The sequence below is a fragment of the Stenotrophomonas terrae genome, from assembly GCF_039674165.1.
Lineage (GTDB): Bacteria > Pseudomonadota > Gammaproteobacteria > Xanthomonadales > Xanthomonadaceae > Stenotrophomonas > Stenotrophomonas terrae_A.
This window is the reverse complement of the sequence record NZ_JBDJMY010000037.1, coordinates 18,865-43,660: the sequence shown is the minus strand read 5'-3', so window position 1 is coordinate 43,660 and position 24,796 is coordinate 18,865. Positions and strand designations below refer to the sequence as shown.

At 64.4% G+C, this 24,796-nt stretch carries 18 protein-coding genes and 1 tRNA gene; 6 read left to right on the top strand and 13 right to left on the bottom strand.

The window, feature by feature from the left end; all coding sequences use genetic code 11:
* Positions 1–176: 176 nt before the first annotated feature.
* The 3 genes from ABE493_RS14620 to rnr form a co-directional block, all read right to left on the bottom strand.
* Positions 177–1,364 (bottom strand): P1 family peptidase, encoded by a 1,188-nt coding sequence (locus ABE493_RS14620; RefSeq protein WP_346499638.1) that lies wholly within the window; start codon positions 1,362–1,364, stop codon positions 177–179.
* Positions 1,365–1,372: 8 nt separating this feature from the next.
* Positions 1,373–2,116, bottom strand: a complete 744-nt coding sequence (rlmB, locus tag ABE493_RS14615; RefSeq protein ID WP_346499637.1) for a 23S rRNA (guanosine(2251)-2'-O)-methyltransferase RlmB — start codon at positions 2,114–2,116, stop codon at positions 1,373–1,375.
* A gap of 156 nt (positions 2,117–2,272) precedes the next feature.
* A complete protein-coding gene (gene rnr / locus ABE493_RS14610; RefSeq protein WP_346499636.1) occupies positions 2,273–4,789 on the bottom strand; it encodes a ribonuclease R in 2,517 nt (838 codons plus the stop codon).
* 116 nt (positions 4,790–4,905) lie between these two features.
* On the opposite strand from rnr, the gene ABE493_RS14605 reads away from it, so the two are divergent.
* Positions 4,906–4,992 (top strand) — tRNA-Leu (locus ABE493_RS14605).
* A gap of 169 nt (positions 4,993–5,161) precedes the next feature.
* Here ABE493_RS14605 and ABE493_RS14600 read toward each other — a convergent pair.
* Genes ABE493_RS14600 through ABE493_RS14580 form a run of 5 tightly spaced genes read right to left on the bottom strand, consistent with a single transcriptional unit; the run spans position 5,162 to position 10,035 of the window.
* Complete coding sequence (locus ABE493_RS14600; RefSeq protein WP_346499635.1) at positions 5,162–6,724, bottom strand: DHA2 family efflux MFS transporter permease subunit; 1,563 nt, start codon at positions 6,722–6,724, stop codon at positions 5,162–5,164.
* A 7-nt stretch (positions 6,725–6,731) separates the two neighbouring features.
* The gene (locus ABE493_RS14595) at positions 6,732–7,913 is read right to left on the bottom strand and encodes an efflux RND transporter periplasmic adaptor subunit (protein WP_346499634.1); all 1,182 of its coding nucleotides are present in this window, start codon (positions 7,911–7,913) and stop codon (positions 6,732–6,734) included.
* 12 nt (positions 7,914–7,925) lie between these two features.
* The gene (locus tag ABE493_RS14590; RefSeq protein WP_346499633.1) at positions 7,926–9,398 is read right to left on the bottom strand and encodes an efflux transporter outer membrane subunit; all 1,473 of its coding nucleotides are present in this window, start codon (positions 9,396–9,398) and stop codon (positions 7,926–7,928) included.
* Entirely contained in the window at positions 9,395–9,838 is a 444-nt protein-coding gene (locus ABE493_RS14585) for a MarR family winged helix-turn-helix transcriptional regulator (protein WP_346499632.1), read from the bottom strand. Before ABE493_RS14585 ends, ABE493_RS14590 begins: the two co-directional genes overlap by 4 nt.
* A gap of 50 nt (positions 9,839–9,888) precedes the next feature.
* Positions 9,889–10,035, bottom strand: coding sequence for a hypothetical protein (locus tag ABE493_RS14580; protein WP_346499631.1), 147 nt, complete (start codon positions 10,033–10,035; stop codon positions 9,889–9,891).
* Positions 10,036–10,052: 17 nt separating this feature from the next.
* On the opposite strand from ABE493_RS14580, the gene parC reads away from it, so the two are divergent.
* Together parC and ABE493_RS14570 are read left to right on the top strand one after the other, a co-directional pair.
* A complete protein-coding gene (parC, locus tag ABE493_RS14575; protein WP_346499630.1) occupies positions 10,053–12,296 on the top strand; it encodes a DNA topoisomerase IV subunit A in 2,244 nt (747 codons plus the stop codon).
* 184 nt (positions 12,297–12,480) lie between these two features.
* Positions 12,481–13,137, top strand: coding sequence for a thiopurine S-methyltransferase (locus tag ABE493_RS14570; RefSeq protein ID WP_346499629.1), 657 nt, complete (start codon positions 12,481–12,483; stop codon positions 13,135–13,137).
* Positions 13,138–13,318: 181 nt separating this feature from the next.
* Here the strand turns inward: ABE493_RS14570 and bfr are convergent, their stop codons facing one another.
* The gene (gene bfr / locus ABE493_RS14565; RefSeq protein WP_346499628.1) at positions 13,319–13,807 is read right to left on the bottom strand and encodes a bacterioferritin; all 489 of its coding nucleotides are present in this window, start codon (positions 13,805–13,807) and stop codon (positions 13,319–13,321) included.
* A 149-nt stretch (positions 13,808–13,956) separates the two neighbouring features.
* Between bfr and ABE493_RS14560 the strand changes: the two genes are divergently transcribed.
* Positions 13,957–16,344, top strand: coding sequence for a penicillin acylase family protein (locus ABE493_RS14560; RefSeq protein ID WP_346499627.1), 2,388 nt, complete (start codon positions 13,957–13,959; stop codon positions 16,342–16,344).
* Between the two features lie 339 nt (positions 16,345–16,683).
* On the opposite strand, the gene ABE493_RS14555 is transcribed toward ABE493_RS14560, so the two are convergent.
* The 3 genes from ABE493_RS14555 to asnB all read right to left on the bottom strand — a co-directional run bounded on the left by ABE493_RS14555 (position 16,684) and on the right by asnB (position 20,340).
* Positions 16,684–17,112 (bottom strand): RidA family protein, encoded by a 429-nt coding sequence (locus ABE493_RS14555; RefSeq protein WP_346499626.1) that lies wholly within the window; start codon positions 17,110–17,112, stop codon positions 16,684–16,686.
* Positions 17,113–17,170: 58 nt separating this feature from the next.
* Entirely contained in the window at positions 17,171–18,562 is a 1,392-nt protein-coding gene (locus ABE493_RS14550) for a cation:proton antiporter (protein ID WP_346499625.1), read from the bottom strand.
* Positions 18,563–18,654: 92 nt separating this feature from the next.
* A complete protein-coding gene (gene asnB, locus ABE493_RS14545; protein WP_346499624.1) occupies positions 18,655–20,340 on the bottom strand; it encodes an asparagine synthase B in 1,686 nt (561 codons plus the stop codon).
* 359 nt (positions 20,341–20,699) lie between these two features.
* Between asnB and ABE493_RS14540 the strand changes: the two genes are divergently transcribed.
* A complete protein-coding gene (locus ABE493_RS14540) occupies positions 20,700–21,605 on the top strand; it encodes a tetratricopeptide repeat protein (protein WP_346499623.1) in 906 nt (301 codons plus the stop codon).
* Positions 21,606–21,708: 103 nt separating this feature from the next.
* Entirely contained in the window at positions 21,709–22,392 is a 684-nt protein-coding gene (locus ABE493_RS14535) for a pentapeptide repeat-containing protein (protein ID WP_346499622.1), read from the top strand.
* A gap of 87 nt (positions 22,393–22,479) precedes the next feature.
* On the opposite strand, the gene ABE493_RS14530 is transcribed toward ABE493_RS14535, so the two are convergent.
* Positions 22,480–24,792, bottom strand: a complete 2,313-nt coding sequence (locus tag ABE493_RS14530) for a hypothetical protein (protein ID WP_346499621.1) — start codon at positions 24,790–24,792, stop codon at positions 22,480–22,482.
* Positions 24,793–24,796: the final 4 nt, after the last annotated feature.

The following is a 24,796-nucleotide window of genomic DNA, read 5'->3' as shown; positions in this document are numbered from 1 at the left end:
CTCCGGGAGAGGGGTTGGGGAGAGGGGTTGGGGAGAGGGCTGAGGGGAGAAGCAAAAGCTGAAACGCCAGGAAGCTTATAAGCTCCCCTCATCCGCCCTTCGGGCACCTTCTCCCGCAGGCGGGAGAAGGGATTTCGCCAAGCATCGCTTGGTTCTGCAGCACTCCGAGCACCCTGCTACCTCGGTGCTTCTACTCCATGCCGCCGCAAAACCTCCCGCACCTTATCCAGCGGAATCGCCTCCACTGTCTGCCCATTGCCACTCACCGTGGTCGCCATGAACAAGGCGTTGTAAACCGACTCTTCCACCGCATCCACACTGGCCTGGAACACCGCGCTCATCTGTTCGTTCGCCAGCTCGGTGGTCTGCAACTGTGCGGCATCAAAGCCACGCCGCACCGACTCCGCCGTCGAGAACGCCAGCACATAGTCGCCGCTGCCATTGGATGCCGAACTGCCGGTACGCCCCAGCCCCATCATCCCGCGCGATGCCAGCCGCCGCAGGTTGCGATCCGACAACGGCGCATCGGTTGCCACCACGATGATCACCGAGCCATCGCCGCGATCATCAGCCAACCCGCGCACATTGCCCTGCGCAGCCACTGCATTCTGGAACGCGTAACGGTCCAGCTCACGGCCGACCGGCGCGCCTTCGACCTGCAGCACGCCGCCGAAATTGGCCTGTACCAGCACGCCTACCGTCCAGCCCCCCAGGCTCTCGGGCAGCTTGCGCGATGAGGTACCAATACCGCCCTTCCAGCCGAATGCCACGGTGCCCGTACCGGCACCAACACTGCCTTCCTGCACCGGCCCGCTGTTCGCACTTTCCAATGCCTGGCGCACCGCAGCGGCGGTGATCGGGCGTGCACGGATGTCATTGAGGCCGCCGTCGTTGGTTTCGCCGACAACCACGTTCAAGGAACGCACCTGCTGCATGTCCGGCTGCGCCAGCATCCAGTCGGCCATCGCATCGGCGGCTTTCCACACGCACAGCGTGCAGGTCAACAGGATCGGGGTTTCCAGTTCGCCCAGTTCGTTTACCTGGGTGCTGCCGACAAATTTGCCGAAGCCATTGCCCACGTGCAGTGCCGCCGGCACCCGCGAGCGGTAGACATTGCCCGGGTGCGGCAGGATCGCGGTGACACCGGTGCGTACCGTATTGCCTTCGCTCAACGTGACCTGGCCGACGCGTACGCCGGCCACGTCGGTAATCGCGTTGTTGCTGCCGGGGCTGAAGATGCCGGGCGCAACGCCCAGGTCACGCGCACGTACGCGCGGTGCGTCCTGCGCGGCGGCGCTGAGGACGCAAAGCCCCGCCAGCGCCACAGTCAATCGGAGGAAAAGACGATGCGGCGTGCGGGGCATGGTGTTCCTTACAGGCGTTGGCGGACAGCCTCGAACAATGCCACACCCGTCGCCACGGATACATTGAGGCTCTCAATGTCGCCCGGCATCGGGATGCGCACCAGCTGGTCGCAGGTCTCGCGGGTCAGGCGGCGCATGCCGTCAGCTTCGCCGCCCATCACCAGCGCCACGTTGCCGCGCAGGTCGAGCTTGTGGATGGTGGTGTCCGATTCACCGGCCAGGCCGTACACCCAGACGCCCAGCTTCTGCATGTCCTTGATGCAACGGACCAGGTTGGTGACCGACACCACCGGAATGCTGTCGGCCGCACCGGCGCTGACCTTGCGCACGGTCGCGTTGACCGGGGCGCTCTTGTCCTTCGGGATCACAACGGCGGTAACGCCAGCGGCAGCCGCACTGCGCAGGCAGGCGCCGAGATTGTGCGGGTCCTGCACTTCGTCCAGCACCAGCACCAGCGCCTTGCCTTCGGCCGCTTCGATCAGGCCCTTCAGCTCGTTCTCGTCCCACAGTTTGGGCGCGGCATAGCGCGCAACCACACCCTGGTGGCGGACCTGGCCGGCCACGCCGCCCAACGCCTGGGCGTTGACCTTGCGTACGTCGATGCCCTTGCGCAGGGCTTCTTCCTCGATTTCAACCAGGCGCGGGTTCTTGGCACCGGCCTCGATCAGGACCTCGCGGACGTTTTCGGGGTCTTTCTCGATCGACGAAGCAACGGCATTGACGCCGACGATCCATTGGTTCTGCTTGCTCATGGGCGTCACATGGGGGAATTCTGGGGGGCAATGGTACTACCGAGGAGCGAGTGAAGAGGAGTGAGAGGGGCAGAAACACAGCAGAGCCGCACCGTCCCGGCCAAACAGGGCCGGTGCTCTGCCTCACTTCCCACTCCTCTTCCCTTACTCCTGACCTCAATATTTCTGCTTGGTACGCTTGGCCGGCTTGCCGCGTTCGGGCTGCGGGGTCGGTGCTTCGACCTTGCCGTCCTTGTCCTCGACCAGGCGGAAGTCGATCTTGCGCTCTTCCATGCTGGCCTTGAGCACCAGGATGCGGACCCGGTCGCCAAGCCGGAATTCGCTGCCACGGCGGTCGCCGCTGAGCGTCTTGCGGATGGGGTCGAACTGGTAATAGTCGTGCGGCAGCTGGGTCACGTGGACCAGGCCATTGACCTTGGACTCGTACAGTTCGACGAACAGGCCAAAGCTGGTGACGCCACTGATGACACCATCGAACTGGCTGCCCACGTGCTTTTCCATCCACGCCGCGCGGAAACGCTCGTCCACCTCACGCTCGGCCTCGTCGGCACGGCGCTCACGCTCGGAGCACTGCAGCGACAACGCCGCCATTTCGCGCGGAGTGTAGGTGTACTTGTCGAGCGGGCCGCCGGTCAGCGCGTACTTGATGGCACGGTGTACCAGCAGATCCGGGTAACGGCGGATCGGCGAAGTGAAGTGCGCGTACGCCTCCAACGCCAAGCCGAAGTGGCCGTTGTTGTCCGGCGAATACACCGCCAGCGACTGGCTGCGCAGCAGCACCGATTCCAGCAGTGCTGCGTCCGGGCGCTCGCGCACCTTCTTCAGCAGCTTGGTGTAATCACCCGGCTGCACCTTGCTCCACGGCGGCAGACTCAGCTTGAATTCCTTGAGGAATTCCAGCAGGTCGGCGAACTTGGACTCCGGTGGCCGCTCATGCACGCGGAACGGCGCCGGCACATGCTTGGACAGCAGGTAGCGCGCGGCCTCCACGTTGGCGGCGATCATGCATTCCTCGATCAGCTTGTGGGCGTCGTTGCGCACCATCATGCCGGCCTGGGTCACTTCGCCACGGTTGTCCAGCACGAAGCGCACTTCCGAGGATTCAAACTCGATCGCGCCACGGCGCTCGCGCGCCTTGGACAGGATGCGGTAGAGCTGGTGCAGGTTCTGGATCTGCGGCATCAGCGGGCCGATGAAGGCCTTGGTGTCCGCGTCGTCCTCACCCACCGCCGCCCACACCTGCGTATAGGTCAGGCGTGCGTGCGAGTTCATCACCGCTTCGTAGAACTTGGACTCGCTGACCTGGCCATCGCGCCCGATCTGCATGTCGCAGACGAAGCACATGCGGTCTTCCTTCGGCCGCAGCGAGCAGATGCCGTTGGACAGCGTCTCCGGCAGCATCGGCACGACGAAACCGGGGAAATACACCGAGGTTGCGCGGCGCTGTGCTTCATCGTCCAGCGGCGTACCGGGACGCACGTAATTGGAGACGTCGGCGATGGCTACGACCAGGCGGAAACCATCACGGTTCGGCTCGCAGTAAACCGCGTCATCGAAATCCTTGGCGTCCTCACCGTCGATGGTGACCAGCGGCATGCTGCGCAGGTCCACGCGATTGCCGATCATCGACGCTTCCACCGTCAACGGCACGGCAGTGGCTTCGTCCAGCACTTCCGGCGGGAATTCGTAAGGCAGCTCGTGGCCGTGGATGGCGGTTTCCACCACAAGCGACGGGGTCAGCTTGTCGCCGAGCACGGCGATGATCTTGCCGATCGGCGGACGACGTGAATCCGGTGCATGGGTCAACTCGCAGACCACCAGCTGCCCGTCCTTGGCGCCGCCAGTAGCGTCGCCCGGGATCTGGATGTTGCGCTGGATGCGCTTGTCGTCCGGCACCACATAACTGATGCCGGCCTCCACGCTGAAATGCCCGATCAGGCGGTTGACGCCACGTTCCAGCACGCGGGCGATGGCGCCTTCGCGGCGGCCACGGCGGTCGATGCCGGTAACGTTGGCCAATGCACGGTCACCATGCATCACCTTGCGCATTTCATACGGCGACAGGAACAGATCGTCGCCGCCCTCGTCCGGGCGCAGGAAGCCGAAGCCTTCCGGGTTGGCGATCACCACGCCGGGGATCAGGCTCAACTGGCTGACCGGAGCGAAGCCACCACGGCGGTTCTGCACCAGTTGGCCGTCACGCACCATCGCGCCGAGGCGCTTGCTCAGTGCATCGGCACGATCTGGCTCGGTCAGGCCCAGCTGGGCGGCGATTTCGTCGGCGTTCTGCGGGCCTTCGCAGCGGTCAAGCAACTGCAGGATGGCCTCGCGACTGGCAATCGGCTGCGCGTAGCGCTCGGCTTCGCGCGACGCATAAGGATCATCGAAGGCAGCAACCGGCGGACCCGGCTTGCGACGACCGCGCACGAAACTCTGCGGCGCGGCGTCGTCAGTGAATTTGCGTTTGCCTGGCTTGGCTGGGCCGGAGCGCGCCGGGCCGGCCTTGGCAGGCTTGGCAACGCCTGGCTTTGCGGGTGCGGAAAGACTTTCCGGCATCCATGGCGGCAGCTTGGCCGACTTTGCTTTGGGGGCTTTGCCCGGCGCCTTGCCCGGCTTGCTGCCGGTGGCGGACTTTTGGGCCTTGTCGGCCCCAGTGGTCTTTTTGTTTTTCATCAGCCTCCATGGTACATGGACCCACGTGTACAGGGGTGCGCACAGGATCACCGCAGATGAATGAGAAAAACCGTTGACAAAGATCGCCATCCTCTTCAAACTGCGCGGCCTGAAGTGCCCAGGTGGCGGAATTGGTAGACGCACTAGCTTCAGGTGCTAGCGGGGGCAACTCCGTGGAGGTTCGAGTCCTCTCCCGGGCACCACGACTCAAACGAAACAACCCGCGAAAGCGGGTTTTTTTGTGCCCGCGATCTGCCTTTGAATTGTAGGAGCGGCGTAAGCCGCGAAGCCACTGATCCATACGATCAAAGGCCAGCCCGCGATTTTATTGTTATGGGCTTCGCGGCTTACGCCGCTCCTACAAACCAGGGGCTAGTGCCCGCCTCCCGCCGCTGCACCACCACCCGCACCGAACGGCGGCTTGGCCAGCCACACCAGGCCTATGATCAGCAGGAACACCCAGCCCAGCAGCAGGAAGATGTCGTTGAAGCCCATCTGCGAGGCCTGGTGATTGATCATCTCGTTGAGCATCGCCGCGCCATGCTGCAGGTCGCCCTGCCCCATCGCAGTTACCTGGTCGTGCATGCCCGGGTCGTACAGCGATACGTGCTCGGTCAGGTCCGCATGATGCTGCTGGGTACGACGTGCCCACAGCCAGGTGGTAAGCGATGCGGCGAAGCTGCCGCCCAAGGTCCGCAGGAAGGTAGCCAGACCTGAGCCTGCGGCAATCTCGCGCCCCTCAAGGTCGGACAGCAGAATCTGCAGCACCGGCATGAAGAACAAGGCCAAGCCCACGCCCATCAGCAACTGCACGCCAGCCACGTGTTCAAAGTTGACCTGCAGGTTGAAGCCCGAACGCAGGAAGCTGGTCATCGACAACACGAAGAACGCAATCGTCGCCAGATACCGCATATCGACCTTGTGACCGAACTTGCCCAGCACCGGCGCCACCATGATCGGCAGGATGCCCAGTGGCGCAGTCGCCAGACCGGCCCAGATCGCGGTATAGCCCATGTCGCGCTGCAACCACTGCGGGATCATCAACGCCACCGAGAAGAACGCGGCGTAGCCGACGATCATCGCCAGCGTGCCGGCGCGGAAGTTGCGATGCCGCAGCAGCTTCAGATCGACGATGGGATCCTTGTCGGTAAGCTCCCAGATCACGAACACCGCCAACATCACCACCGCGATGCAGGTCAGCACCACGATCTTGGTCGAGTTGAACCAGTCTTCCTCGTTGCCCAGGTCCAGCATCAGCTGCAGGCAGCCCACACCGATCACCAGCGTCACCAAGCCAACGTAATCCATCTTCGGCCGCTCGGTCTGCTCGACACGATGGCGAAGCTGGCCACCCACAATCGCCGCGGCAATCACGCCCAGCGGTACGTTGATCAGGAAGATCCATTCCCAGCTGTAGTTGTCGGTGATCCAGCCACCGAGAATCGGGCCGGCAATCGGCGCCACCACGGTGATCATCGCCAACAAGGCCAGTGCCTGCCCGCGCTTCTCTCGTGGATAGATCGACACCAGCAGCGACTGGGTGATCGGGTACATCGGCCCGGCCACGAAACCCTGCAGCGCGCGCGATACCACCAGCATGCCCATGCTCTGGGCGATGCCGCACAGCAGCGAGGCAATCGAGAAGGCGATCGTCGCCCAGATGAAAAGTTTCACTTCACCGAAGCGGCGGCTCAGCCAGCCGGTCAGCGGCAAGGCAATCGCGGTACTGACGGCAAACGAGGTGATCACCCAGGTCGCCTGCTGCGAACTGGCGCCGAGGTTGCCGGCAATCGTCGGCAACGAGACGTTGGCGATGGTGGTATCCAGCACCTGCATGAACGAGGCCAGCGCCAGGCCAGCCGTGCACAGGGCTACATTGGCCGGCCCTGCACTGACCGCAGGTGCGGCCGGTGCTGTGGGAGCTTGAGCGGACATGATGACCTCAGCTGGCGCGCGCGGACGGCGGCAGGTTGTCCTGGATGATGCTGTGGATCAGCGCATCGGCATCGTGCAGCTGCTTGGCATAGACCTGCGTGCCGTACACCGTGCCCTTGACGGCATCGGCCGGCAGCACCGTGCCCTTCTGGTCGTGCAGGTTGACCTCGGCCTTCATCGACAGGCCCAGGCGCAGCGGATGCTCGGCCAACTGCTTGGCATCGATGGTGATGCGTACCGGCACGCGCTGCACGATCTTGATCCAGTTGCCGCTGGCGTTCTGCGCTGGCAGCAGCGAGAACGCCGAGCCGGTGCCCAGGCCGAGATTGGTGATGCGGCCCTTGTAGGTCACGTCACTGCCGTACAGGTCCGAGCGCAGTTCCACTTCCTGGCCCAGGCGCATGTGGCGCAGCTGGGTTTCCTTGAAGTTGGCATCCACCCACATCTGTTCGGCAGGCACCACCGCCATCAAGGCGGCGCCGGGCTGCACGCGCTGGCCAACCTGCACCGAGCGGCGCGCGACATAACCGGTCACCGGCGCAACGATGCCGGCGCGGGCGTTGTTGAGATAGGCCTGGCGCAGCTGCGCTGCCGCGGCCTGCACGTCCGGCTGGGTGGCGATGACGGTGTCATCGATCAGCGCGCGGCTGCGCTCAACGCTTTCGCGCGAACCAGCCACAGCGGCTTCGGCAGCGGCCAGTTCGTCGCGGGCATGCGCCAGTTCTTCGTTGGAGATGGCACCAGTAGCGGCGAGGTCGCGGCGGCGAGCGAAATCTTCGCGGGCCCGCTTGACGGTGATCTGGCGTGCGCTCAACTCCGCCTGCGCGCCTTCTGCGCTGCGGTACAGGCCGCGCACCTGGCGCACGGTACTGGCGAGGTTGGCGCGTGCCTGCTGCATGGCCACTTCGGTGTCGGCCGGGTCCAGCTGCACCAGCAACTGGCCCTGCTCTACCTTCATGCCGTCATCGGCCGCAATGGACACAACCGTGCCGGTGATCTGCGGGGTGATCTGCACCTGGTTGCCGCCGACATAGGCGTCATCGGTGTCCTCGGCCCAGCGGCCCATGAAGTAATACCAGGCTGCAAATGCCAGCAGCAGGATCACGATGACGAACAACAGGCCGCGCAGCAGCTTGCCGCGGCGGCTGGGAGCGGCGGCTGCCGCTTCAGGGGAGGAGGTCTGGCTCATGGGGGAGGTGTCTCAGGAATTCGAATGGGCGGTAACGGCGGCAGGTTCGGCAGTGGCGTCGGGCTGGAAGCCCCCGCCCAGTGCCACACTCAGGCGCACCGAGGACAGCAGCCGCTGCGACTGCAGGTTGCTCAGCTGCTGCTGGCTGCGCAGCAACTGGTCCTGCGTGCTCAGCACGTCCAGGTAGTTGCCGATGCCGGCGCGGTAGCGTTGCTGGGCCAGATCATTGGCGGCCTGCGCGGTGGCCTGTGCCTGTTGCTGGGCCTGCACCTGCTCGCCCAGCGAGCGCAGCGCGGCGACCTGGTCGGCCACATCACGCAGTGACTCGATCACGGTGTGGTTGTAACTGGCCACGGCCAGGTCGTAGTCGGCATCGCTGCTGGCCAGGCCGGCACGCAGGCGGCCGCCGTCGAAGATCGGCAGGCTCAGCGCTGGCGCCAGCAGACCGAAGGTGGAACCGCTCTGCAGCAGGCTGTCCAGGTTCTTCGACACCACACCGCCCAATGCGGTCAGGTTGAGGCTGGGATAGAACCGGGTCTTGGCGACCTTGATCTGCTTGTCGGCCGCTTCCACCCGCCAGCGTGCGGCGACGATGTCCGGGCGCCGGCCCAGCAGTTCACTGGGCAGCAGGCTCGGCAGTTGCAGGGCAAGCGGGTTCAATTCACCTGGAACGGCGATGTCCAGGCCGCGGTCCGGGCCCTGCCCCAGCAGCGCAGCCAAGGCATTGCGGGTCGAATCGATCTGCTGCTGCGCGGCCAGCTGCTGCTGGCGGGCAAGCGGCAGACGGGCCTGCGCCTGGGTCACCTGCAGGTTGCTGTCGATGCCGGCGCGGCGACGCTGCTGGGTCAGTTCCAATGTCTTTTCGGCGCGCGTCAGTTCGTCGTTGGCCACCTGCTGCAGCTGCCCGGCATGGGCCAGCTGCACATAGGCCTGGACGATGGCGGCCGACAGATCCAGGCGCGCGGCCTGCGCATCCACTGCTGCGGCATGGCCGCTGTCCACGGCTGCTTCCCAGTTGGCGCGCTTGCCGCCCCACAGATCCACGCCATAACTGAAGTTGGCCACGGCCTGCACGCTGCCCATGTAATCGCCGCCCAGATCACCGGCCATCGATTCAGGCAGGGTCAGGCCGGTATAGCCCGGCGCCAGCGACAGGCTGGGCTTGCGCTCGGCGTTGGCGCCGGCAGCTTGTGCCTGCGCCTGACGCAGTCGGGCGTCGGCCGCGTCCAGCGATGGACTGCTGCGCAGGCCTTCGGCGACCAGCGCATCCAGCTGTGGGTCACCGAGCGCCCGCCACCAGTCGGCGGCCGGGAAACCGGCAGCGCTGAGCGGCGCGCTGGCGAGCGCACGGCCGCCGTGCAGGCTGTCGGCGTCAAGCAGATGGCCCTGCGGTTGCAGGCCACGGCTGCTGGCGCAAGCGGCGAGCGCCAGCACCAGGGCACCCGGCAACAACAGCCGCGTGCATTTCATAGGAGAAGTGTTCATGGGGGAGAAAGGGCGTCCCGTACCCGGGTCAATAGTGAAAACAATTGCTCACGCTCGGCTTCATCAAGGTCGCCCAGGGCCAGATCCATGATCCGGTCGCCACGCACCTTGAGCCGTTCCCACAAGGCCTTGCCGTCATCGGTAACCACCAACTGCAACGCCCGCCGGTCCTGTGCGTGCGGCTCACGGCGCACGGCGCCAAGCGACTCCAGCCGGTCCAGCAACCGGGTCACCGCGCTGGGCACCTGGTTGATGGCCTGGCCCAGCTCGGCGGCGGTGCATGGCGCCAGTTGCGACAGCACCTTGAGCCCGACGTAATGGGTGAAACCGATGCCAAGGTCTTCTTCGGCCATGGTGGCGTCGAGCTGGCGTACCAGCCCATCGCCCACCTGGCGCAGCAGCAGGCCGAAGCTGGTCGGCCGGGGAAAGGGTTCAGTCATGGGGCGGCATTTTATTTCCACCTGGAAATATTCTCAATGGAATATTTCCATCAAGAAGTGAATTCACCGTTACACATATGTCCATAATCGATGACACCGACATCACCCGGATCACCGCCGCGCTTGGCATCGCCGCCGCCATCCGGATAATTGATGGGTCTGGAAGCCGGCAGCCACGCCGCGGCTTCAACGTTCACAGGTAGCACCACCCGCAATGACCGATCCTGCACGCCAAGCTTTCCACGGCTTTGAACAGCAGCCGCTGCGCGAATACGCCGAACGCGCCTATCTTGATTACTCCATGTACGTGGTGCTGGACCGCGCCCTGCCGTTCATCGGTGACGGGCTCAAGCCCGTGCAGCGCCGCATCATCTATTCGATGAGCGAACTGGGCCTGGGTGCTGCATCCAAGCCCAAGAAGTCCGCGCGTACCGTCGGTGACGTGATCGGTAAGTACCACCCGCACGGTGACAGCGCCTGCTACGAAGCGCTGGTGCTGATGGCGCAACCGTTCTCGTTCCGCTACCCGCTGATCGAGGGCCAGGGCAACTTCGGCTCCAGCGACGACCCCAAGTCGTTCGCGGCCATGCGTTACACCGAATCCAAGATGACCCCGATTGCCGAGATGCTGTTGGGCGAGCTGGGCCATGGCACCACCGATTGGACGCCCAACTTCGACGGCACCTTGGAGGAACCGACCTGGTTGCCGGCGCGCCTGCCGCACCTGCTGCTCAATGGCACCACCGGCATTGCCGTGGGCATGGCAACCGACGTGCCGCCGCACAATCTCAATGAGATCGTCAGCGCACTGGTGCGCCTGATCGACGAGCCGGACACGAGCATCGCCGAGCTGTGCGAGCACGTGAAGGGCCCGGACTACCCGACCACGGCCGAGATCATCACCTCGCCGTCGGACCTGCGGAATATCTACGAAACCGGCAACGGCAGCGTGCGTGCACGCGCCACCTTCAAGAAGGAAGGCGCCAACATCGTCATCGATGCGCTGCCGCACCAGGTTTCTCCATCCAAGGTGATCGAGCAGATTGCCGCGCAGATGCGCGCCAAGAAGCTGCCGTGGCTGGAAGACATCCGCGACGAATCCGATCACGCCAACCCGGTGCGCGTGGTGTTGATGCCGCGCTCCAACCGCGTCGATGCCGAACAGCTGATGGGCCACCTGTTCGCCATCACCGACCTTGAGCGCAGCTACCGCGTCAACCTCAATGTCATCGGCCTGGACGGCCGCCCGCAGGTCAAGAACCTGAAGATGCTGCTCAGCGAGTGGCTGCGTTTCCGTCAGGACACGGTGACCCGCCGCCTCAACCACCGCCTGCAGAAGGTGGAGCGTCGCCTGCACCTGTTGGAAGGCTTGCTGGTTGCCTTCCTCAACCTGGATGAAGTGATCCGCATCATCCGCACCGAGGACGATGCCAAGGCCGCGCTGATCGCGCGCTTCGCGCTGAGCGAAGACCAGGCCGAGTACATTCTGGAAACCAAGCTCAAGCAGCTTGCGCGCCTGGAAGAAATGAAGATCCGTGGCGAGCAGGATGAGCTGGCCAAGGAACGCGACAAGATCCTGTCCATCCTGCAGAGCAACGCCAAGCTGAAGAAGCTGGTCAAGGACGAACTGCTGGCCGATGCCAAGAAGTTCGGCGACGAGCGCCGCTCGCCGCTGGTCCAGCGTGGTGCCGCCCAGGCCATCGACGAAACCGAGCTGGTACCCAGCGAACCGATGACGGTCGTACTGTCGGAGAAGGGCTGGGTACGTGCAGCCAAGGGCCACGATGTCGACGGCTCGACCCTGAACTACCGCGACGGTGACAGCCTGCTGGCAGTGGCGCGTACGCGCAGCACCCAGCAGGTGGCCTTCCTCGATACCGAAGGCCGCGCCTATTCCACGCCGGTGCACACCCTGCCCTCGGCGCGCGGCAATGGTGAGCCGCTGACCGGTCGCTTCTCGCCGGCCTCGGGCAGCAGTTTCGTCACCGTGGCCAGCGGCGACAACAACACCCGCTTCGTGTTGGCCTCCACGCACGGCTACGGCTTCGTCACCCGCTTCGAAAACCTCACCGGTCGCAACAAAGCCGGCAAGGCGATGCTCAACCTGTCCACCGGTTCGGCAGTGCTGACGCCTTCACTGGTCGCCAACCCGGAAACCGACCGCATCGTCGCGGTCACCAGCGCCGGCAACATGCTGGCCATTCCGGCCAGCGAGCTGCCCGAGCTGGACAAGGGCAAGGGCAACAAGATCATCGAGATCCCCAAGGCCAAGCTCTCCACCGAGCGCGTGGTGGCGGTGGTTGCGGTAGGCCCGGGCAACACCCTGCAGGTGCGCAGTGGCCAGCGCACCATGAACCTCTCGTTCAAGGACCTGGAAACGTATCTGGGGACAAGGGCGACGCGCGGGCATTTGTTGCCGCGTGGTTGGCAGAAGGTTGAAGGGCTGGACGTCCAGTAACAAAAGAAGGCCGGGCATTGCCCGGCCTTCTTTTTTTCGTTGTTGTAGGAGCTGCGTAAGCCGCGAAGCTGGAAATCCAACCAGCATCAGCCACCACGAATCACCATTGATCCATTGTTCTCGGCTTCGCGGCTCACGCCGCTCCTACAAACAGCCCACCAGGCAATCGCACTCGGAGAACCCCATGCAACCCGACTTCTGGCTGCAACGTTGGCAGAACGGTCAAATCGGTTTTCATCGCAGCGAAGTGATGCCGCTGCTGCAGAAGCACTGGCCCACGCTGGAAATTGCGCACGGCAGCCGCGTACTGGTGCCGCTATGCGGCAAGACCCTGGATATGCATTGGCTGGCCGCGCAGGGCCACCGCGTGCTGGGCATCGAGCTGTCACCGATGGCCATCGAGCAGTTTTTCGCCGAAGCCGGCATCACCCCGCAGCGCCACAGCAGCCACTATGGCGAGCACTACAGCGCCGGGCCAATCGAGATCATCTGCGGCGATGCCTTCGCGTTGGATGCTGGCCTGCTGGCGGACATCGCCGGCGTCTATGACCGCGCCGCGCTGATCGCCTTGCCGCCACACCTGCGTCAGCACTACCGCGACACGCTCTACGCGCAGTTGCCGGTGGGCTGCCAGGGCGTACTGATCACCCTGGAATACCCGCAGGATGAAAAACAAGGCCCACCCTTCTCGGTGGAAGAGGCCGAAGTACAACGCCTGTTCGCCACCCCGTGGCATGCCAGTCTGCTGGAGCGCCGCGACATCCGCGACCAGCAGCCGGATTTCAATCCCGAAGGGATAAGCACGCTATCCACAGCCGTATACAAGCTGCAGCGCCTGTAGTGCCGACCCATGGTCGGCAAGGGCATTACCGGCTGACCTGGTAGTGCCGACCCATGGTCGGCAAGGGCATTACCGATTGACCTGACAGACGCCGAACCAGGGTCAGCAACGGCATTACCGACAGACCTGACAGATTCCGACCATGGGTCGGCACCACAAGGCGGCTTTCGCCGCCTTCAGGTCAATGCGCCGCGGTGCCCTTGGCGTCCATCTTGCTGGTCTGGTACAGCTCCAGGCCAATGCGCTTGATCAGGCCCAGCTGCTTCTCCAGCCACCAGGCATGGTCTTCTTCGGTGTCACGCAGCTGCGCGATCAGGATGTCGCGGCTGACGTAATCACCCTGCGCTTCGCACAGCTTCACACCGGCGGCCAGATTCGCGCGCACCTGGTATTCCACCTGCAGGTCCTTTTCCAGCATCTCCATCACGGTCACGCCCGACTCGAAGGCGTGCGGACGCATGTCCGGATTGCCGCCCAGGAACAGGATGCGACGCAGCAGCGCATCGGCGTGCTCGGTCTCTTCTTCCATCTCGTGACCGATGCGCTCGTACAGCGCCAGCAGGCCCTGATCCTCGTAACGACGGGAATGGATGAAGTACTGGTCGCGCGCGGCCAATTCGCCGCGCAGCAGTTCCTTCAGGCATTCAATGACTTCGGGTTTGCCCTGCATGGGGGTGCTCCTGATGATTCGATGGTGCATAGGGTGCCCCATCTGAAAAGCCAATGATCTAATCGGAATCACTTTCAGTTGCGATTCCCTCTCTTTCGGCTTCACAAGCTGTCTACAATCGCGACAGAACCGCTACCGGGGGTAGGCCTGTGCTGCGTTGGCTGCTGCGTTCGCTTTGGGTTGTATTGGGATTGGTGCTGGTGCTGCTGCTGGTGATCTGGGGACTGCTGCGCGGCAGCTTGCCACAGCTGGACGGGGAACTGGCCCTGCCGGGCCTGTCAGCGCCGGTCAGCATCGAGCGCGATGCGCTGGGGGTACTCACCGTCCAGGCCGCCAACGAGACCGATATGGCGCGTGCCTTGGGCTATGTGCATGCGCAGGAGCGCTTCTTCGAAATGGACCTGATGCGGCGCTCGGCGGCCGGCGAGTTGTCCGAGCTGTTCGGCGCCAAGGCCTTGCCGCCGGACAGGCGCATGCGTGTGCATCGCCTGCGCGCCCATACCCAGCAGAACCTCGGCGCCGCCTTGGGCGGCAAGCGCGATGTCGTTGAGGCTTACCGTGAAGGCGTCAATGCCGGGCTTGCTGCCTTGCCGGTGCGGCCATGGCCCTATCTGCTGCTGCGCCAGCAACCGCGCCCCTGGGAACTGGAGGATTCGGTGCTGACCGGGCTGGCGATGTATGCCGACCTGCAGGACCCGACCAATACCCGCGAACTGGCAATGGCGCGCATCCGTAGCGTCGTGCCGCCGGCGCTGTACGCGCTGCTCTCCCACGACGGCAGCAGTTGGGATGCGCCCTTGTTCGGCGCGCCCCGTGGCGATGCCTTGCTGCCGGACGCGGCAACGTTGGACCTGCGTAATGGCGGCACCGCGCGCGCCCTCACTCCACCGCCTGCTTCGCAAGCGGTCCCCCTCTCTCCCGCTGGGCGGGAGAGAGACGTAGGCGGGCCCCCTGCGGCGGCCGACTCCTTTCCGGGAAGCAACAACTTCGCGGTCGCAGGCGCACTAACCTCAGACGGCCGCGCCATCATCGCCGACGACATGCACCTGGGCCTGCGCGCGCCGAACATATGGTTCCGCGCACGCTTGCGTTATGCCGACCCGACCGCGCCGGAGGGCAAGGTCGATGTCGCCGGCTTCACCCTGCCCGGCCTGCCGTCGGTCATCGTCGGCAGCAATACGCGGGTGGCCTGGGCCTTCACCAACAGCTATATCGACACCGCCGACTACACGACCCTGCCCGCCGATGCGCCGCTGCGGACCTTCAACGAGGCCATTGCTGTTGCCGGTGCCAGCCCGGAAATGCTGTTGGTACGCGAAAGCGCCTGGGGCCCGGTTCTGCATGAAGAGCCGGACGGCCGCCTGTTGGCATTGCGCTGGGTCGGCCAGCAGGCCGGTGCCGTGCGTCTGGATTTCGCCGACATGGCCAAGGCAGCCGATCTGGACACGGCCTTCGCAGTAGCCGATCGCTCCGGTGTCCCAGCGCAGAACCTGCTGGTCGGCGACCGCAGCGGACGCATCGCCTGGCGCCTGATCGGCGCGCGGCCGGCACGGGATCCCTCCTGCCATGCCGATGCAGCCGCGCAACCCAGCTGCCCGCCCTGGCCCATCCGCACCGACCAGGCACCGGCACTGATTGATCCGCCGGATCATCGCCTGTGGACAGCCAACGGCCGCGTGCTGGACGGCGCCGCGCTGGCCGAGGCCGGCGACGGCGGCTATGACTTCGGCGCGCGTGCAAAGCAGATCCGCGACGGTCTGTTTGCCCACGAAAGCTTCAAGGAAGGTGACCTGCTGGCCGTCCAGCTCGACGACCGCGCATTGCTGATGGAGCGTTGGTGGAAACTGCTGCGGCAGACCGTCGAGCACAGCGAAGACCCCGCGCTCAGGCGCCTGGAAGCGGCCAGCCGCCAATGGCAGGGCCGCGCCTCCACCGATTCGGTCAGCTACCGGATGGCGCGTGGTTTTCGCGGCATCCTGATGGACAACATGGAAGGTGCCCTGCTGGCACCTGCAAAGGCGCAGCTGGGCGAGCGTTACATCGCGCCCAATCTGGCCCAGTTCGAGGGCGTGCTGTGGCCCATGCTCAGCGAACGCCCGGCAAACCTGCTACCGCCGCCGTATGAAAGTTGGGATGCCTTGCTGGCTGACAGTGCGCGGCAGCTGGAAAAAGATCTGGCCGCGCAGGGACCCGATCTGACGCAACGCAGTTGGGGCGAACGCAATACCGCGGCGATCTGCCATCCAATCTCGGCGGCATTGCCAGCCTTGTTCAAGCGCTGGCTCTGCATGACAGCAGAACCTCTCGCCGGTGACAGCGACATGCCGCGCGTGGTCGGGCCCAAATTCGGCGCGTCCGAACGCATGGTGGTCTCGCCCGGCCACGAGGCCGATGGCATCGTGCATATGCCCGGCGGCCAGAGCGGGCATCCACTGTCGCCATTCTGGGGCGCGGGCCACGAAGACTGGGTGGAAGGCCGGCCAACCCCGTTCCTGCCAGGCAAGGCGACACACAGCATGAAATTGAGTCCGCGCTGAGAAACCAGCGCACGTCTGCATGCAGACACAGGCAGCCCCAGCTGACATCTGACATCTGACTGTGGGAGCGGCGTAAGCCGCGAAGCTGGATTTACTGAAACACTGGATGCATGTGCAACCTGATGGTGTTCCGGCTTCGCGGCTTGCGCCGCTCCCACAACTGGCGGGGCTGCATGTCATCGGTAGCCCGGGTAAGCGCAGCGCACCCGGGAAACAGGCAATACATCCGCGCACGAAGAGCGAATCGCTGCTGCCATCGATGCGGAACTTTTGAGCTTGGTCAAGCGCAAAAAGCCCCGGGTGCGCTTCGCTTACCCGGGCTACGCCTGCGCATCACGCTTACTTCAGCCGCACCGTCCACTCCACCTCGAGCTTGGCTTCGGCGTCGAACAGGCGGCTGATCTGCACCCAACTGGCGGCCGGATACTTGCCATCGGCAAAGAACGTCTTGCGCTCTGGAATGGCCTTGATCAAGCCATCCATGTCGGTGGTGAACACCGTTTCCTTCACCACCTGGCTGCTGTCCGCATCAAACTGCTGCAGGATTCTCGTCAGCTTGCCGTAGCAGTCACGCACTGCTGCCTGCATGTCCGCGCCCCGGCATGGCACACCCGAAACATGCAGCGTGTCGCCATCGCGCACCACGCCGGTGTAGCCGATATCCGTCTCCCAGCTGCCCAGTTGATGGCGTTCCAGCGGCAGCTCGGCCGCTGTGGCAACAATTGGACTACTCAACAACCCCAGCATCAACAACGGCAATGCGCGCATCGGAAATCCTTTTGAATTGGGAGGAAAAACAGCAACGGAAATAGTTCTACAAAAACACTCAACCGGCCTTTTCCTTGCCGCGCGCACTCCAGCTCAGCAAGGGGCCAGTCATCGCGGTCGTGACCAAGGCCATGATCACCAGTACCGCGAACAGGCGGTCGCCCAGCAAGCCAAGTTCATAACCAAGATTGAGCACGATCAGCTCCATCAAGCCGCGGGTGTTCATCAGCACGCCCAAGCGCAGCGAATCATGGGCCGGCATGCCCGCACTACGCGCGGCGGCAAACGTACCGAGCAACTTGCCGATACTGGCTACTGCTATCACCAGCGCACACAGCCAGAGATCGCTGACCTGCAAGGCATCGGCACGCAGGCGCAAACCGGTCATGGCGAAGAACAGCGGCAACAGCAGGGTCACCGCCAATGGCTCGACCTTGGCGATGATCAGCTCGCGCAGCTGCACATTGGCGCTGGCGGCAACACCGGCGGCAAACGCACCGAACAGCGCGTGGATGCCCAAGGACTCGGTCAACAAGGCACTGGCCAGGGTGAGCAACAGCATGCCCAGCAACCACGCGCCTTCGCGCCCGGCGGCAATCTGTTGCCGCGCAAACCATGGGCGCACTACGCCCAACATCAGCCCGATGAAAACCGTCACACAGGCCAGACTGAAACCTGCTGCGCCCCAGCCGGCCGCCTGTGTGGCCGCCACAATCAACGCGAGCATGCACCAGGCCGTCGCGTCACCCAGCGCTGCACAGGCGATCGCCGTCTGCCCCAGCGGACTATGGGTCATGCCGCGATCAGCAAGAATGCGCAGCAGCACAGGGAAAGCGGTGATGCTCAGTGAGATGCCGATGAACAGCGCAAACGAGGTGAAGCTCACACCTGCAGGGCCGTGCGCCGGATACAGCCAGATCGCCAGCAACACACCACACAGGAACGGCACCGCAATGCCGGCGTGACTGACTGCAATGGCAAAGCGTCGCCGCCCTTGCAGCCGCCCCAGGTCCAGTTCTGCGCCGGCGACCAACAGGAACATCAGCACGCCGAGCTGACTGATCAGCCCCAGAGGGCCCAGTGAGCTGGCCGGGAAAAGTGCGGTCTGCAGCTGCGGGAAGACACTGCCAAACAGCAGCGGCCCCATCATCAGGCCGGCAGCCATCTCACCGATCACTGCCGGCTGGCCGAACCAGCGCAACAGCCGTCCGGTACCCTTGGCTACCAGCAGCAATACCAGCAGCTGCAGCAGGAACAGACCCAGGGGTGAGCTCGAATGCAGTGCCGCCGAGCCGGCCTTGACGGCCTGCTGCACCGGCGCCGGCACCTCCATCCCGACGTAACGGGCCAACAGCAGCGCCGCCAACAGCGGCAGCGCGGCCCACCCCAGATAGAGCCGGCCCCAATGCACCCGCGAGCCGGGGCGATGCGTTCCTGCGTCCATGATCATCCCTTGCGTATGCCGGCGATGATACGGCCCACGGTTGCGCTGTGGCAGCTTAAAACGCACGGCCCGTATCACTACGGGCCGTGCGCCATCACTCAGCCGGCCAGTGCCTGCTCATGCACACCGGCTACGGCACGCCCGGACGGGTCGGCCATGCTGGCAAAGCTGGCATCCCAGGCAATCGCCGCCGGTGACGAGCAGGCAATCGACTTGCCGCCCGGCACGGTCTCCGACGCCGCATGGCTGGGGAAGAACTGCTCGAACACATGGCGGTAGTAATACGCCTCCTTGGTCTGCGGCGGGTTGTGCGGGAAGCGCTTGTCGGCCGCTGCCAGCACGCGGTCACTGACCTGCGCTTCAGCGTGCGCCTTCAGACCGTCGATCCAGCCATAGCCGACGCCGTCACTGAACTGCTCCTTCTGCCGCCACAGGATTTCCTTGGGCAGATAGCCTTCGAAGGCTTCGCGCAGCACCGCCTTCTCGATGCGGCCGCTGGCCTTGTCGATCATCTTGTGGCGTGCGTCCATCTTCATTGCCACGTCCAGGAACTCGCGGTCCAGGAACGGCACGCGCGGCTCCACGCCCCAGGCCATCATCGACTTGTTGGCACGCAGGCAGTCGTAGTTGTTCAGTGCGTCGAGCTTGCGCACCAGTTCTTCGTGGAACTCCAGCGCGTTGGGTGCCTTGTGGAAGTACAGATAGCCGCCAAAGATCTCGTCGCTGCCTTCGCCGGACAGCACCATCTTCACGCCCATTGCCTTGATGCGCCGCGCCAGCAGGAACATCGGCGTCGATGCGCGGATGGTGGTGACGTCATAGGTTTCAACGTGGCGGATCACTTCCGGCACCGCGTCCAGGCCTTCCTCGAAGGTGTACTCGAAACCGTGGTGCACGGTGCCCAGTGCGGCAGCGGCAACTTCGGCAGCGGCCAGATCCGGCGAGCCCTTCAGGCCAATCGCAAAACTATGCAGGCGCGGCCACCAGGCTTCACTCTGGCCACCGTCTTCGATGCGGTTGCGCGCATAACGTGCGGCAACGGCAGCGACCAAGGACGAATCCAGACCACCGGACAGCAACACGCCGTACGGCACATCGGTCATCAGCTGGCGGTGCACGGCACGCTCGAACGCCTCGCGCAGCTCAACCAGCGATACATCCACGCCTTCCACTGCGGCGTAGTCACGCCACGGGCGCTCGTAATACTTGCTCAGCGTATCGGTGCTGCTGTCATACCAGTGGCCAGGCGGAAACTGCGCAACATCGGCGCAGGTATCGGACAGCGACTTCATTTCCGAAGCAACGCACAGCCGGCCCTGCTTGTCGTGGCCCCAGTACAGCGGCACCACGCCGATCGGGTCGCGGGCGATGATCACGCGCTGTTTGGCGCGGTCCCACAACGCGAACGCGAAAATGCCGTTGAGCCTGTTCAAGTACGAGGCCGGTTCGTCTTCCCGGTACAGCGCGTTGATCACTTCACAGTCCGAACCGGTCTGGAAGGCGTAGGGCTGGGTCAGTTCCTTCTTCAGCTCCTGGTGGTTGTAGATCTCACCGTTCACTGCCAGCGCCAGTTGACCGTCGTCGGACAGCAGCGGCTGCGAGCCGCCAGCTGGGTCGACGATGGCCAGGCGCTCGTGCACCAGGATCGCCCCGTCGTCTACGTAAACGCCGCTCCAGTCCGGGCCGCGATGCCGTTGGCGCTGGGATTGTTCAAGCGCCTGCCGACGCAGCGCCTGCAGGTCGTCACCGGATTGCAGGCCAAAAATGCCGAAGATGGAACACATGGGAAAGCTCCTGGGTTGTGTGGGGACAAACATTCGAAGCAACGGCTGGTAGACCTGCAGCCGTTCGGTGTTCCCGCCCGGCCATAAAAAAACCCGCATCGGCCGATGCGGGTTTTCTGGTGTCCTGAGCGTGTTGCCTGTTCTAGCTCTGGTCGCAGTCCCGCAGTGGCCGCGCACGATTATTCGCGCGCAGATTATTGCGGTTGTTATTGTTGACGGCGGTGGCCAGGAACGAGGACATGGCGCTGACCGTAGCCCTGTTTCGGCGGGCGCGCAACTGTTGCTTTGGCAACCGATTCAGCAGCAGGGCTGGCGCGCTCCGCGATAATCCCCGCCCCCCTGCCTGGACGAGCTGCCGGATGCCCCGCCCCACGCCCCGCCTGCTGCTGTACGCCCTGCCCCTGTTCACCCTGTTCACCCTGCTCGGTTGCGCGACGGCGCCGGCCAGCCGCCCACCCAGCGATACCGAGCGCGACGCGCTGTCCGCTGCCGCCGATGGTCAGTTCGATTCGGCCCTGCGCGTCGCCAGGATGTACCAGGCCTGGAACGACCCACGCGCTCTGGACTGGTACGCACGCGCAGCAGCGACACAACCACGCACCCATCGCAGCACCAGCGCCGAAGAGCAACTGGGCACGCTACTGGAGCGCGGCCGTCTGGACAGCAGTGACGAACCACAGAAACCGCAGGACGTGCGCTTCAAGCCCTCACCGCGCAAGGCGTTCCGCTGGTACCACAGCGCTGCTTACCACGGCTCGCCGTATGCCATGGACGACCTGGCACGCTGGTACGAGCGCCAGGGTGACATGGCCGGCGCGCTGCGCTGGCGGCTGCGCTCGGCGGTGTACATGCGTGAGTTGTACAAGTTGGAGGCCCTGCGCGGCGCCACCCGCGCATCGACCGAGGCCGCGCGCCTTGCTGCTGACCGGCCCTCCACCAACGCCGCCATCGCTCGCATCCAACGCCGGGCGGCGCGCGGCGATGCCGAGGCCCAGGTCGATCTGGGTAGCTTGCACGAAGCAGGCATTGGCATGCCCGAGGACAAGACCGAAGCACTGCGCTGGTACCAGCGCGCCGGCGAACAAGGCAATGTCTACGGCCAATACTTCGCCGGGCTGGCATTGGGTCGCGGCGGCAAGGGCCTGCAGAAGGATGAGGCTGCCGCGGCGGCGTGGTTCGCCAAGGCCCACGCACAGCAGTTCTATATGGCCGAAGAATCCTATTGGCGCAAAGCCATCGCGCCGCCTTTCTTCATCTTCGAATGATGCTGCTACAGCGCTGTACACAGAATTTCTGGTGCAACAAGACTGCATCGACACGCAGTTGTCACCCACAATGAAGCATCAGCAACCGCAGGTTCCCGCAGCAATGAGCACTCCGATATTCCGCGATGAGACCATCAGCCGCGAACGCATGCAGGCGATCATCAAGGCGCATCCACGTGCTGCGGTGTTTGAGTCCTGCACGTTGGACGAAGGCGATTTCTCGCGCTTGGACATGGACGGCTTCCAGTTCAACCAATGCTCACTGACCCGCGCAAACTGGCTGGCGGCGTCGCTGGAAGAAAGCCGATGGCAGAAGTGCCGGGGCAGCCAATGCGATTTCAGCTCAGCCCAGCTCAGTGATTCGCGCTTCGATCATTGCGACCTCAACAACAGCTTCTGGCGACGCGCCACGCTGTCGTCGGTGCAGTTCAAGGACTGCAAGCTGACCGGCGCCCACCTGCAGGAAGTGAGTGGCTGGGCACTGGAGTTCCGCGATTGCCTGCTGGTCAGCGCCGACCTGCGCGGACTGTCATTTCGCAAGGCGCAACTGGAGGGCATGGATTTCTCCGATGCCGATCTTTCCGGCTGCGATTTTCGCGACGCGGTTTTCAGCGGTGGCAGCCTGCGCAACGCACAGACCCGGCTGACCCGCTTCGAAGGCGCCGACCTGCGCGATACCGATATCAGCGGGCTCAACGTGATGGACGCGAAGTATTTCAAAAAGGCGGTGATCTCGCAGCGGCAGGCTGCGGCGGCGCTGGCGGCATTCGGCCTGATTGTCGCCTAGGCGGGTTGGCTGATCCCTGGATGGACTGCGGGGAGCAGCAGGAAACATCGAGATTGCGATCTCAAACGGCATCACCCTGCGCACCAGCTAGCGGACGCTGGGCAACAGCCAATGCGGGCCGGTCGTCCAGCCGGTGAAAACCCGTGCGCCATCCGGCGCGGGCGCTTGTTGAGGCAGCGGCCTGCCCGATGCGGCCAGCCGCAGGCCCTGCATGACTGGCTCGAAGCGCGACCTGAAGTTCTCCGGTTGCGCAAAAAAATGCGCCTCGATGCGCGCGAGAGCGTGCCGCCTGCGGTCATCGTCGAGCATGGACAGAAAGAACACCATCTGCCGCCACGCGTACGCCGTGTTCTTGAGCATCACCAGCCGGCCATGCCAATGCGCGATACGCATCTGCTGGCGCCTGCAGACCCACTGGAATCCCTTTAGCGCCAGCGCGTCCAATGTCGGCTCCAACATGGCGCGAAGGCCAGCCCCTTCAAGCAGCACGGCAAGGTTATGGGTCGTCAGTATCTGGCTCTGCTCGAGAATGGTGCCGTTGGTGGCCACGTTGCCCCAGGTGTCCGCCAGCCCCGCGCGCCGCGCGGCCAGGTTCGACAACGCATCAAAGGCTTCCTTTGAGCGCCTGCTGCCCTTCGCGGTTTCCGGCCGGTGAGGCAGCGCCGCCAGCGCATCGGTGTCGATGTCGTAGTAGGCGGCATACAAGGTTCCCGCAACGGCCTGGGCCGCGCAGCGTGCGGCATCGACGAATGTATTCGTGAACTGGCCCATGAAGATATCGGCGGCGATTTCATCGACCAACGGCAGCTTCAGCGTTGCGCTGTCAGCAAGCGCGCGGAACTCGTTGAGCAGTTTGTTGGGGAGGATGGCGTGCGGAAACGCCGTGATCGCCACCGCCGCCGACTCGACCAAGGCTGCGCGTGCCATTTCCGTGCTGGCGCTGTCGGAAGCACGGTAAGCGGCGATCACCGAGACCCAGGGCAACTCGTTCAGCCGCACCTGGCTCTGGAGGTTGAGCAGCAACAACGAACGCCGCTTGCGGAACGCACGGTAAGTTGCAGCGTAGAGGTGGCGCAGCCGCGGGTCGGCCAGCTCGCTGCTACGGATTTCTGCGGTCAACGCCGGAAGTACGCGAGCGATGGTGTCGCTGGAGGTAACGATGCCGGCCTGGACAAGCTCGGCGATGGTGCCGCGCCGGCACCGCAACAGACGCGCACGCACGGGATCGGGCAATGGAAGCCCCGGTTCGATGTTGAACCTCGCGGCCTCTTCTTCGGTAATCGGTTCGCACAGAGCAGAAAAGTCGGCGATGCCTTCTGATCCCGGGTAGGCCGCCAGTCGTGCGGCAACAGCATGGCCAATACGGCGGTAAGGCGCCGAGGCAATCTCGCGCTCCTGTTGCCGCCTGCGGGCAACATGCGCTGGCGAACCAGGAGCGCCGTGTGCGCGTACAAAGTCATCGACAATTCTGCGTATCCGGCCAACCTGGCGCCCATTGAGCGCGCTCGCATCGGCGGCGCATACGGCCAGCAGCGCGAACAATTCACTGCTGCGACGCTTGTGCTCGGCGCTGTCTGCGCCGGCCGCTGAGCGAGCGTCAGCGATGCGCGCCAGCAACGCCTTGGCCGAAGCGTCCCAGCCGTCGGGATAACGTTGGCATGGCCAGCCATCGACACAGGTAGCGAGGAACAGTGCGATGGTGGCGTCGTAGAGCGGCAAACGCATCTCGATCGCCCGCCTCTGCGCTGCCAACCGCGGCTGCGCGCTCAGTTGCGACAGCCGCTGACGGACGTCGGCCGCACTGAAAATGCTGACTTCGGCGGGCAGCGGCAATGCACTTTCGGTGCGCGCCGGAAAAAACCTGAGCCTGTCGAAGAACGGCGCAATCGCCTCGATCACCTCATGCGCCTGCTCGATACGGCCCTGCTCAACCAGCCAGGCGACCATAGGCAGCGCGGACTCTTCGGGCAGATCAATGCGGTAGCAGCCTTCGCCGAGCATGCACTGGAGATGATCCAGACCGGCCTCGGTCAGGTGCCACAGGTTCAAGTCCAAACGCATCTGTTCAACACGCACACCAGGCACTGTCGCAGACAGCGTGCGTTCGTAGTCGGTCGGCTCACCACCGGCGAGCAGCCGCCCGGTAGCAAAACCACCGGTAGCCACCTCCAGCGTGGCCCACGCCGGGAGCTCGGTGAACGGTGTCCGCGAACCATAGTTTGCGGTTCCGCGCAGCGCGTGGTCGAGTATCTGCCGCCACCGCTCCGCGCGTGCCGCTGCGCGCTCGCGCACCTGCGGATCCGGGTGATGCTGCGTGCTCTGCAGCGCCTTAGCCAGCTGGAAATGTGCGTAGGCAAGCCCAGGCGTGGTGTCCGGACCGGGGCTTGGATCGGAAGTCATGCGT

Bases quoted from the DNA above. Each gene is read 5' to 3' on its own strand.
- ABE493_RS14530 (WP_346499621.1), bottom strand. From the start codon at position 24,792: ATGACTTCCGATCCAAGCCCCGGTCCGGACACCACGCCTGGGCTTGCC.
- rlmB (WP_346499637.1), bottom strand. From the start codon at position 2,116: ATGAGCAAGCAGAACCAATGGATCGTCGGCGTCAATGCCGTTGCTTCG.
- ABE493_RS14620 (WP_346499638.1), bottom strand. From the start codon at position 1,364: ATGCCCCGCACGCCGCATCGTCTTTTCCTCCGATTGACTGTGGCGCTG.
- ABE493_RS14570 (WP_346499629.1), top strand. From the start codon at position 12,481: ATGCAACCCGACTTCTGGCTGCAACGTTGGCAGAACGGTCAAATCGGT.
- asnB (WP_346499624.1), bottom strand. From the start codon at position 20,340: ATGTGTTCCATCTTCGGCATTTTTGGCCTGCAATCCGGTGACGACCTG.
- parC (WP_346499630.1), top strand. From the start codon at position 10,053: ATGACCGATCCTGCACGCCAAGCTTTCCACGGCTTTGAACAGCAGCCG.
- ABE493_RS14595 (WP_346499634.1), bottom strand. From the start codon at position 7,913: ATGAGCCAGACCTCCTCCCCTGAAGCGGCAGCCGCCGCTCCCAGCCGC.
- ABE493_RS14600 (WP_346499635.1), bottom strand. From the start codon at position 6,724: ATGTCCGCTCAAGCTCCCACAGCACCGGCCGCACCTGCGGTCAGTGCA.
- ABE493_RS14535 (WP_346499622.1), top strand. From the start codon at position 21,709: ATGAGCACTCCGATATTCCGCGATGAGACCATCAGCCGCGAACGCATG.
- rnr (WP_346499636.1), bottom strand. From the start codon at position 4,789: ATGAAAAACAAAAAGACCACTGGGGCCGACAAGGCCCAAAAGTCCGCC.
- ABE493_RS14540 (WP_346499623.1), top strand. From the start codon at position 20,700: ATGCCCCGCCCCACGCCCCGCCTGCTGCTGTACGCCCTGCCCCTGTTC.
- ABE493_RS14585 (WP_346499632.1), bottom strand. From the start codon at position 9,838: ATGACTGAACCCTTTCCCCGGCCGACCAGCTTCGGCCTGCTGCTGCGC.
- ABE493_RS14590 (WP_346499633.1), bottom strand. From the start codon at position 9,398: ATGAACACTTCTCCTATGAAATGCACGCGGCTGTTGTTGCCGGGTGCC.
- bfr (WP_346499628.1), bottom strand. From the start codon at position 13,807: ATGCAGGGCAAACCCGAAGTCATTGAATGCCTGAAGGAACTGCTGCGC.
- ABE493_RS14555 (WP_346499626.1), bottom strand. From the start codon at position 17,112: ATGCGCGCATTGCCGTTGTTGATGCTGGGGTTGTTGAGTAGTCCAATT.
- ABE493_RS14550 (WP_346499625.1), bottom strand. From the start codon at position 18,562: ATGATCATGGACGCAGGAACGCATCGCCCCGGCTCGCGGGTGCATTGG.